General features: G+C 44.4%; 2 protein-coding genes. One reads left to right on the top strand and one right to left on the bottom strand.

Translation table 11 applies throughout. The features are described 5' to 3' along the window. Positions 1-259 precede the first annotated feature (259 nt). Positions 260-1,447: a hypothetical protein gene (locus ACE1CM_RS46445; protein WP_374886413.1), complete on the bottom strand. Its 1,188-nt coding sequence runs from the start codon at positions 1,445-1,447 to the stop codon at positions 260-262. Positions 1,448-1,627: 180 nt separating this feature from the next. Between ACE1CM_RS46445 and ACE1CM_RS46450 the strand changes: the two genes are divergently transcribed. Beyond that, positions 1,628-4,150, top strand: a complete 2,523-nt coding sequence (locus tag ACE1CM_RS46450; protein WP_374886414.1) for a VIT domain-containing protein — start codon at positions 1,628-1,630, stop codon at positions 4,148-4,150. The last annotated feature ends 220 nt before the right edge of the window (positions 4,151-4,370 follow it).

Raw genomic sequence — 4,370 nt, forward strand, 5'->3', positions numbered from 1 at the left:
TACCTTTTTTTCATCTGGGGGTTTTTTTTTTTTGTAAAATTTGGTTGTTGGGGCGGGTTTTACTGCTATTTGTTTTTTGTGTGTGGTACTGAAAAATCGGCAATGTTTTTCATGCGCGCACCATTATGGGTGCGCGCTTGACAAACGAAGGTGTCCCTCATCCGACTGCAATCCGCTATACCGATGATATCTGCCTAATACAGATAGCTCAAATAAACCCGCCCCCCATGCGATCGCGTAGCGTGCCCTTGGCATATCGCTATTTAGAAATATCTCCAAATAAACGACGTAATAAGGATGGATTTTTTCGCTTTTCAGTAAAATTATAATATTCCTGAATCATTTGACTCAACGATACACTTTTAATTGCTTCTAGTTTGTGAATTTCTGAAATTACTTCTTGATTACGCCGACTGTATTCTTGAATTTCTTCAGGTAAATTCAATTTGCGTAATTTGGCGGCAAAATCCGCAAAAAAGTAGCGTATTTCTCCATTTTGAGGCAAATGAGGATCTAGCCAAAGGATTAGCGGGGAGCTTTGAACGGTTTTATCATCTTCATCATAAACAAGTTCTAGATTGAAATGATAAATATAAGAGGTATAAATTAGGTAAGAAAGCTGGCGATCGCTTATCAATTGCTGGCTAGTTTTAGGCATAGACAAAGTAAAGGTAAATCGATCCACATCATTGGAAGCAACGCACTGGGAAATCTTAAACTCCTGGGTATAGACAGATTTATTGAGAAAAAATTGATGGTTATTATCTAAAGCATCTTCCTCAAACAAGCACGGCATCTCAAGATTAAAATGTAAAAACTCTGGCAAATTTACTTCATAATTATAACTAGGTGTAACGGGTCTACTGAATGATGGAAGCTCATCAAATTCAACCAGAGATTCGATAGCAGACCTAGCAGGTTTGGCAGGAGCAAGGATAATCCAGCTTTTGAGAACCCAAGCATTGCTAAACAAAAACTTAGTGCTTTTCAGAAAAGCCACGTGACTGCCAATATTGCGAACTTTAAGGTCAACGATTGGAGAATTGCTATTTCCTTCTAGGGAAACATCAACGATTTTGATTAGCGAATCATTAATCGTTCCAGAAACAGGATTAAAACGAGTTTTATATCCTGCTTCTTCAAGCCATTTAGCAACATCTCTCCAGTCTTTTAGGCTGTTGGTGGGTCGTAGGGTGAGTATTTCTACGTAACGATACAACCCCCTGGATAAGTCCACTCGCACTCCCCTGGGTTCCCGATTCAGTTGGGCTGCGATTTCAGTAGAACCATAACCGCAAAGCAACCCCCGCAAGCAACCCATTTCTACGGGAGTTAGTTGTTTGGGTTTACCAGTAAATTGCGTTTTGGCAGCGGCGAGATCTTGGTAAAGCTTTTCTAGATTCCAGTCGTTTTTAGCTTGTGCAAACGGTTCTGGGTTAGATGCCATAGTGAAAATTTCTCCTCACTTGCTTCCCAACATCCTAACAAAATTCCTAACACTGGTTAGGTGATGACCTACAGCTGCGGCAGTTAGCTTGGTTTCATACAAGCAGCAAGCAGCGATGAATCGTCGCGTGAGGCAGCAATCGCGAGAATTGATTCACTGTGATAAAAAGGAGAGTTGTTTATGAATACCGTTGGAAGCAAAAACCATCAGTTAGGCGGGTTATATGTCCAATCCCGCGAAGGACAGCAGTTAGTTTTTCCTTTGAAACATACCGAAGTTGAGGCTAAAGTTGCTGGAAACTTGTCGCGAGTCGAGGTGACGCAAAAATTTCAAAACCCCTTCACGGCGACTTTGGAAGCGGTGTATGTCTTCCCGCTACCTGATGAAGCTGCGGTGGATGATATGGAGATAAAAATAGGCGTTCGCATCATCAAAGGCAACATCAAAAAACGCGAGGAAGCGGTAGCAATTTACGAACAAGCTAAACAACAAGGTCGCACCGCTGGGTTATTAGAACAAGAACGAGACAATATCTTTACCCAATCTCTTGCTAACATCAAACCCGGCGAAGAAATTGATGTCACAATTCGCTATACCGATAGCTTAAAATTCGAGGGTGGCGATTACGAATTCGTCTTTCCAATGGTTGTCGGGCCTCGCTATATTCCCGGAACTCCCATCGCTCCAAATGCTACTAGCGCCACCGCAACTGCACCGATGACATTAAACGAGGATAGCGATCGCGTACCCGATGCTGAGCGTCTCAACGCGCCAATTTTACCCCCTGGAACTCGTTCGGGACATGACATTAACGTAACGGTAGAAATTGATGCAGGGGTGGCGATAAAAGATGTGCGATCGCCTTCCCATCAAATCCGCATAGAACACCTAAATTCCTCCCCCCTCGCAGGAGGGGATCAATCCTTATCCTCCCCCCTTGCAGGGGGGACACAGGGGGGTCAATCCTTATCCTCCCCCCTCGCAGGGGGGACACAGGGGGGTCAAATTGTGCGGGTAAAATTAGGCGGCGAAGACACAATTCCCAACAAAGATTTAATTCTGCGCTATCAAATTGCCGGTAACAATACGCAAGCTACCGTACTAACTCAGTCAGATTCTCGCGGCGGACACTTCGCCATTTATCTGATTCCCGCTTTGGAATATAGCACCAATGAAATAGTGCCAAAAGATGTTGTATTCCTGGTCGATACTTCCGGTTCTCAACAAGGCGATCCGCTGATGAAATGTCAGGAATTAATGCGACGATTCATCAATGGATTGAACCCTTACGACACTTTTTCGATTCTCGATTTTTCCAATAGTGTCAGGCAATTATCTCCCACACCGTTACCAAATACTCCCGAAAATCGTGCTAAAGCAATTAACTACATCAACAACCTACAAGCTGGCGGTGCTACGGAAATGCTCAGCGGTATTCGCGCCGCGATTAATGTCCCAACACCACCAGGACGCTTGCGGAGCGTTGTATTGCTAAGCGATGGTTACATTGGCAACGAAAATGAAATTTTGGCAGAAGTCCAAAAGCACCTGCAATCGGGAAATCGCCTTTATAGTTTCGGCGCTGGCAGTTCGGTGAATCGATTTTTCTTAAATCGCGTTGCCGAAATTGGACGAGGAACATCTCGCATTATTCGTCACGATGAACCAACTGAAGAAGTAGCTGAAAAGTTCTTCCGGCAAATCAACAATCCCGTACTGATAAATATTCAAATAACTTGGGAAGGTACGGGAGAAAATCCAGCGATTTATCCTGCCGTCGCACCCGATTTATTTGCCGAACAGCCGTTAGTTTTGTTTGGACGCAAACAGGATGGTATTGCTGGAAAATTGCAGATTGGCGGCATCGCTGCGGGCGGTAAACGCTATGAAAAGACGTTTCACCTCAATTTTGACGAAACGGGTAATCCAGCTATTGCACAGCTTTGGGGACGGGCGCGCATTAAAGACCTAACGAAACAAATGGTGAGTTACGACACCAAAGCGGGAGTAGAAGCAGTTACCGAAACAGCGTTAACTTATCAATTGTTATCGCAATATACGGCATTTGTCGCCGTTAGCGAAGATGTGCGCGTCGATTCTGAAGGTGAGAAAATTACCGTGCAAGTGCCTGTAGAAATGCCTGAAGGTGTTAGTTACGAAGGTATTTTTGGAGAAGCTGATGCTGCTTCACCTCCGGCAGCGCCAATGTCTGCAAGAGCGCCATCGCAAAGTTACCACAAAAAGGCAAGATCGGTTCCACAATCGTTAGCGATTAACAATAGCGCCACAGATTGGATGGAGCAGGAATCTGACTCATTTGAGCTTTTCTCGATCGCTCCTGATATCGTTAACGTAGAACCTAGTTTAGCGTGCATGTTTGAGCCTGTATCGATGCCTCCTGCAACACCAAAAGCACGCGATCGCAAGTTGCAAGTTATCAGCATCACGGGATTAGATCAAGCATCGATTAATGCTCTCACCCAACATCTACAACTGTTGCAATTTCCTTCTGGTAATAGTGGCGAAATTGTCTTCGAGTTCAAAGTAGTCAAAGGTCGCGTGAAGCAGATAATGTTAGATGAGGAAGCTTCAACGCTGAAAGATGCGGAAGTGGTGGAGATAATTAAGCGCGCACTCACCACCTGGCGTCCTTCCCAAGCTGCTAATGGTACCGTTCACATCACCTTGCGAATTCTGCCATAATTGCTAGAAACCCGGTTTCTTAAAGAAACCGGGTTTCTTTTAAAGGTATTTTTTTAGGTAAATTATTGCCTATAAACTGGGTTTGTGTGTAGGGGCACGGCAGCAGAAACATTCGGTACAAGAGAAGATTTTATGATTGCCGTGCCCCAAAGGTTTGTGTGTAGGGGCACGGCAGCAGAAACATTCGGTACAAGAGAAGATTTTATGATTGCCGTGCCCC

The organism is Microseira sp. BLCC-F43 (assembly GCF_041929235.1).
GTDB lineage: Bacteria > Cyanobacteriota > Cyanobacteriia > Cyanobacteriales > Aerosakkonemataceae > Microseira.